We start from the raw sequence: 6,016 nt of genomic DNA, 5'->3' as shown, positions 1-6,016 counted from the left end.
ACTCAAGGCGGACCGGGCGACCCGGAGTGGGCAATTCGCGAGGCGCGATGAGCTTGTGGGTATAGAACTCAAGAACAAAACCTTGGGAATAGTCGGGTTTGGGCGCATCGGGCAAGAAGTCGCGCGGCGATGCCATCTGGCGCTGGACATGCGGATTCTCGCTTATGATCCGTACCAAACCCCCGAAGCTCTTAAAGAGCAGGGGGTAGAAGCACGGGAGGAACTCGAGGCGCTCTTGGCGGAGGCCGACGTGGTGAGTCTTCACCTGCCCTTGACTCCTGAAACGCGGGGCCTGATTAGCGCCAAGGAGTTTTGCGTCATGAAGCCGAACGCCTTCCTCCTCAACCTCGCTCGTGGTGGTGTTGTCGATGAAGCGGCTCTCCATGACGCTCTTGAGGAGGGCCAGTTAGGGGGCGCAGCGCTCGATGTCTTCGACTCGGAGCCGCCGCAGGAGGGTCATCCGCTCTTTTCGCTTGAAAACGTCATCCTTACTCCGCATAGCGCAGCGCACACGAAAGAGGCGTTCTGGCGCATGGCCACACAGGCTGCCGAAGCCGTGCTCGCCTACTTGAGGCAGGAAAGGCCGAAGCACATTATCAACCCCCAGGTTCTATCAGGTTCTTAAGGAGTCATGTGGTTTATAAATTCGTGGAGGCTTTTCAGTGGAGGCCATGACCGTTCCGCAGGCTGAGCGCGTAGTACGTAGTGGCGGACGCGTACTCGTTGATGCTCTACGCGTTCAGGGTGTAGATACCGTCTTCTCCGTGGCCGGCGAGAGCTATCTCGAGGTGCTCGACGCGCTCTATGATGTCCGGGAGAGCGTACGCCTCATCACCTGTCGCCAGGAGGGCGGTGCCGCCTTTATGGCTGAGGCTTACGGCAAGTTGACGGGACGACCTGGCATTTGCGTCGTTACGCGTGGCCCCGGCGCCTGCAACGCCAGTATCGCTGTTCACACCGCGCGGCAGGACTCGACGCCGATGCTTCTGCTTGTCGGCCAGGTGGGCCGTGGTCACGCTGAGCGCGAGGCGTTTCAGGAGATCGACTACCGGCAGATGTTCGGCTCGGTAGCCAAGTGGGTGACGCAGGTCAACCAGGCAGAGCGCATCCCCGAGGCACTAAGCCGCGCCTTTCACGTGGCCATGTCCGGCCGGCCTGGCCCCGTCGTCTTGGCACTGCCGGAGGATATGCTACGCGACGAGGTAGGCGTTGCGGACAGCGGACCTTGTGAAGCTGTGCGCGCTCACCCCAGTGCTGCTGACCTCGAGTGCTTGCAGGAGATGCTTGAGCAGGCCGAGCGACCGCTCATGCTCGTTGGCGGCAGCACCTGGACGGATGAGGCCTGCCGGCAGATCACGACTTTCGCTGAAGCAAATGATCTTCCCGTCCTTTGCGCCTTCCGCCGGCAGGACGTTGTCCCGAATGATAGCTCCAGCTATGTCGGCGCTCTGGGCGTCGGAGCGGCCCCAACACTCCTCAAACGCCTCAAGGAAGCCGATTTGCTTCTCGTCGTTGGCGCACGGCTCAGCGAGATGAACACCCAAGGCTACGCGCTGCTAGAAAGCCCCGAGCCGCAGCTCACCCTTATCCACGCTCACCCCGAGGCTGAGGAGTTAGGGCGCGTCTACCACCCTGCCCTCGCCATTCAGTCGGGCGTGAGCCAACTTGCTGCGGCCCTTCAGCCCATCAAAGTTGATGGCAAGCGCTGGCGCGAGTGGCGGGAAGGGGCGCGGGGTGATTACGAGAGCACACTTAAACCGCCAGGTTATGAGGGGGAACTCGACCTTGGTGAGGTGCTCCTATTCTTGCGGCAACGTCTGCCGGAAGACGCCATTGTCACCATTGATGCCGGCAACTTTAGCGGCTGGCCCCAGCGGTTTTTGCGCTTTGGCCGTCCCGGACGCCAGCTCGGACCGACGAGCGGCGCCATGGGTTACTCGGTGCCGGCGGCAGTTAGCGCCAGCCTCACCTGTCCCGACCGCTTGGTCGTTAGCTTCGTCGGCGACGGCGGCTTTCTCATGACCGGGCAGGAGCTCGCTACCGCCCTGCAGCATGGCTGCCGCCCAGTCATCCTGGTCTTCAACAACAACATGTACGGCACCATCCGCATGCACCAGGAGATGCGTTACCCCGACCGCGTCATCGGCACCGACTTGACCAATCCCGACTTCGCTGCTGTGGCGGCTGCCTACGGTGCTCACGCGGAAACAGTTTTGCGAACGGAGGAGTTCGCGCCGGCCTTCGAGCGCGCCGTCGCTTCCGGCAAGGCTGCCGTTATCGAGTTGCGCACCGACCCCGAAGTAATCAGCACCCGCAGCACTCTCAGCGCCATGCGCGCTTCATCGAAAGGGGGTACCGAATGAGCAAACTACGTAAGCGTCCCGAGGACCTGCGCAGCCACCGCTGGTACGGCGCGCGCGACTTACGTTCCTTTGGTCACCGTTCACGCACAAAGCAGATGGGCTACAGTGCCAAAGACTATATGGGTAAGCCTATCATCGGCATCATCAACACTTGGAGTGACCTAAATCCCTGTCATCTGCACTTCCGGCAACGAGCCGAAGAGGTGAAGCGCGGCGTTTGGCAAGAAGGCGGTTTTCCTGTCGAACTGCCTGCCCTCTCGCTCTCCGAGATGTTCATGAAGCCGACGACGATGCTCTACCGGAACTTGCTGGCGATGGAGACGGAGGAAATCCTGCGCACCCATCCAATCGACGGGGCGGTCCTCCTGGGCGGTTGCGATAAGACAACGCCTGCTCTCATCATGGGCGCGACCACCATGGATTTTCCCTTCATCTTCGTGCCCGCCGGCCCGATGTTGCGCGGCAACTGGCACGGGGAGGTGCTGGGCAGCGGCAGCGACTCATGGAAGTACTGGGACGAACTGCGCGCTGGCAACATCGATGAAGAGGCGTGGAACGAAGTCGAGGAGGGCATCGCTCGCTCCTTCGGCCATTGCATGACGATGGGTACCGCCTCGACGATGACCTCGGTTGCCGAGGCGATGGGCTTGACGCTGCCTGGTGCAGCTTCCATCCCCGCGGCGGACTCTCACCACCCGCGGATGGCAACCGAGAGCGGTCGGCGCATCGTAAACATGGTCTGGGAGGACCTGCGCCCGAGTGAGATCCTGAGTGAGGCTGCTGTCGACAACGGCATCGTCACGGCTATGGCTTTAGGGGGATCGACCAACGCGATTATCCACATGATCGCCATGGCTGGCCGCGCCGGCATCAAGCTCGAGCTTGACTACTTCGACGCCGTCTCGAGGAGGACGCCAACGCTCGCTAATATCCGACCATCCGGCGCTTACCTCATGGAGGACTTTTACTACGCGGGTGGCCTGCGCGCGCTGCTCAACCGCCTTGGTAACAAGCTTAATCTAAGCTGCATGACCGTCAATAGCCGAACGCTGGGCGAAAATATCGCCGGCGCTGAGAGCTACAACGATGACGTTATCCGGCCCCTTGACAACCCCTTGAGTGAGGAGGGAGGGTTAGCTGTTCTGCATGGTAATCTCGCACCTGACGGCTGCGTAATCAAGCAGACAGCTGCAAGCCCAGAACTGCTGCAGCACTGCGGGCCGGCGGTGGTTTTCCATAACTACAACGACATGGCCGAGCGCATTGACCGTGATGACTTAGAGGTCAGTGAGGATTCGGTGCTCATTCTCCAGAACGCTGGTCCCCTGGGTGGACCGGGTATGCCCGAATGGGGCATGCTGCCCATCCCGCAAAAACTCCTCAAGAAGGGAGTCCGTGACATGGTCAGGATTTCCGATGCGCGCATGAGCGGAACGAGCTACGGCACCTGTGTCCTGCACGTCTCGCCGGAGTCGCATATTGGAGGTCCTCTCGCCTTCGTGAAAGATGGTGACATTATCGAACTAGACGTGCCTAACCGGCGCCTCACCCTGCAGGTGAGTGACGAAGAAATGGCAACCCGCTGCGCCACGTGGGCCAAGCCTGAACCCACTTATGGTCGCGGCTACGGTTCGATCTATAACCGCCACGTCACTCAGGCGCACCTTGGCTGCGACTTCGATAACTTGGAGGTCGGCGTCCTCATACCGGAGCCGGAAATCCACTGATGGACATGCCCATCAACGCCTTCAAACGAGCCATCCTGGCCGGTGAACGCCAAATCGGGCTTTGGAGCGGCCTGGGCAGTGGCACCGCCCTCGAAATCATCGCTGGCAGTGGCTACGACTGGATCGTGATCGACACCGAGCATTCCCCCAACGAACTACCTGACGTGCTCGAGGGATTAAGAGCCATAAGTGGTGGGACCGCAATGGCGGTGGTGCGTCCAGCCTGGAACGACGTCATCTTGATCAAGCGTTTTCTTGATATCGGCGCGCAAACTCTCCTCGTGCCCTTCATCCAGAATGCCGAGGAGGCAAGCCAAGCTGTTACCTTCATGCGCTACCCGCCGCAGGGCGTGCGTGGTGTTTCAGTTGCCCAGCGCGCTAACCGCTACGGCCGCATCGCCGACTACTTCAGGTGCGTCCATGATGAACTTTGCCTGCTTGTCCAACTAGAAACACGTGCGGCCTTAGCTGAACTGGAGGCAATTGTCGATGTTGAAGGCGTGGACGGCGTTTTCATCGGCCCCTCGGATCTAGCGGCCAATATGGGCCATCTTGGCAATAGTGGTCACCCAGAGGTGCAAGACGCGATCGCTGAGGCTTACAGCCGCTGTCGGCATCTCGGCAAACCTGTCGGTATTCTCGCTCCCCTTGAAGAGGATGCCAAGCGCTACCTCGATATGGGCTTCACCTTCGTCGCGGTGGGCAGCGATATCGGTCTGCTGAGGCGCTCGAGCGAAAACTTGTTGAACGCCTTCAAGAAAGGATGAACTCATGAAGACCTCCCCCGTAACCTTTGAAGACCTTTCCGCATCCGTTTTGGCCGTGCCGCCACTAGCCCGCCGAGATGACTACAGACTAAACAAGGCGGCCAACGAAGAACTCATGCGCTATCTCGAGCGCGGTGGCGTGACTACCCTTCTCTACGGCGGCAATGCCAACTTCTATAACATCTCACTCAGTGAATACGCTGAAATTCTGACTACCCTTGCCGAAACCGCGGCGTCCGAAAGCTGGGTCATTCCGTCGGCTGGACCGTCTTACGGGATGATGATGGACCAGGTGGAGGTCCTTAGGGATTACGACTTTCCGACGGTGATGGTACTGCCGCTGCAAGCGCAGAAAACCCCAGCGGGGGTCGAGACGGGCCTGCGCCGTTTCGCTGAGCGCTTCGGTAAGCCCATCGTCATCTATCTCAAATTCGAGGGCTATCTTGACGTTGACGGTGTCCGCCGTTTGGTCAAGGACGGTGTGGTTAGCGGGATCAAGTATGCTGTGGTACGTGATGACCCTACCAGAGACGACTACCTGAGCTCACTCTGTGATGCCATTGATCGTCGTTATATCATAAGTGGCATTGGCGAGCGGCCGGCGATTGTGCACCTGCGCGACTTTGGCCTAAACGGCTTTACCTCGGGTTCGGTCTGCGTCGCGCCACAGCGTTCTACGGAACTCCTCAAAGCCCTCAAAGGGCAAGACTACGATAGGGCAGAGTTACTACGTCAGAGCTTTCTGCCTCTCGAGGACCTTCGCGACGGCATCAACCCAATCCGGGTGCTCCATGATGCAGTGACTCTTGCCGGTATTGCCGACATGGGGCCGATCCTGCCCTTAATGAGCAATCTGTCGAAGGATGACCGCGAGCGCGTGGCAGCAGCGGCCCGTGAGCTTGCCGCACTCGACCAGGAGGTCGCATAGCAGCTTGACTGGTCGAAATGCACTCATTGTTGGGTCGGGGGTCATGGGCCGCAGTGTCATGTCCCCCTTTGAAGTGGCGCTTGGAAAGCATCCGCCTCAGTGATGAACCGACTTTCCGCCCCCCCTCTGCGAGATTTAGGAATTTTCATTTCTCGTCCCTGACGGGTAGATTTCATTTCCCCGTTAAGGCGAATAATCTCGAGGCAAGTTCACTGGGAAGCCAAACCATTT

Annotated in this window: 5 protein-coding genes; all 5 read left to right on the top strand. The window is 59.7% G+C overall.

Going from position 1 to position 6,016, the window contains the following annotated elements; all coding sequences use genetic code 11:
• Positions 1-625, top strand: a 625-nt coding sequence (locus M3498_06745) for an NAD(P)-binding domain-containing protein (protein MDQ3458981.1), incomplete at its 5' end; no start/stop codon positions are given.
• Between the two features lie 46 nt (positions 626-671).
• Complete coding sequence (locus M3498_06740) at positions 672-2,363, top strand: thiamine pyrophosphate-binding protein (protein ID MDQ3458980.1); 1,692 nt, start codon at positions 672-674, stop codon at positions 2,361-2,363.
• A complete protein-coding gene (araD, locus tag M3498_06735) occupies positions 2,360-4,090 on the top strand; it encodes an L-arabinonate dehydratase (protein MDQ3458979.1) in 1,731 nt (576 codons plus the stop codon). Before M3498_06740 ends, araD begins: the two co-directional genes overlap by 4 nt.
• The gene (locus M3498_06730) at positions 4,090-4,857 is read left to right on the top strand and encodes an HpcH/HpaI aldolase/citrate lyase family protein (protein ID MDQ3458978.1); all 768 of its coding nucleotides are present in this window, start codon (positions 4,090-4,092) and stop codon (positions 4,855-4,857) included. Before araD ends, M3498_06730 begins: the two co-directional genes overlap by 1 nt.
• A 4-nt stretch (positions 4,858-4,861) precedes the next feature.
• On the top strand, positions 4,862-5,785 hold the full coding sequence (locus M3498_06725) for a dihydrodipicolinate synthase family protein (GenBank protein ID MDQ3458977.1): 924 nt from the start codon (positions 4,862-4,864) through the stop codon (positions 5,783-5,785).
• Positions 5,786-6,016 lie beyond the last annotated feature (231 nt).

This window comes from Deinococcota bacterium (assembly GCA_030858465.1).
In the GTDB taxonomy this organism is placed as follows: domain Bacteria; phylum Deinococcota; class Deinococci; order Deinococcales; family Trueperaceae; genus JALZLY01.
Note: the sequence above shows the minus strand (reverse complement) of the source record. Positions and strands in the feature narration are given on the sequence as shown.

Bases quoted from the DNA above. Each gene is read 5' to 3' on its own strand.
- M3498_06730 (MDQ3458978.1), top strand. From the start codon at position 4,090: ATGGACATGCCCATCAACGCCTTCAAACGAGCCATCCTGGCCGGTGAA.
- M3498_06725 (MDQ3458977.1), top strand. From the start codon at position 4,862: ATGAAGACCTCCCCCGTAACCTTTGAAGACCTTTCCGCATCCGTTTTG.
- M3498_06740 (MDQ3458980.1), top strand. From the start codon at position 672: ATGACCGTTCCGCAGGCTGAGCGCGTAGTACGTAGTGGCGGACGCGTA.
- araD (MDQ3458979.1), top strand. From the start codon at position 2,360: ATGAGCAAACTACGTAAGCGTCCCGAGGACCTGCGCAGCCACCGCTGG.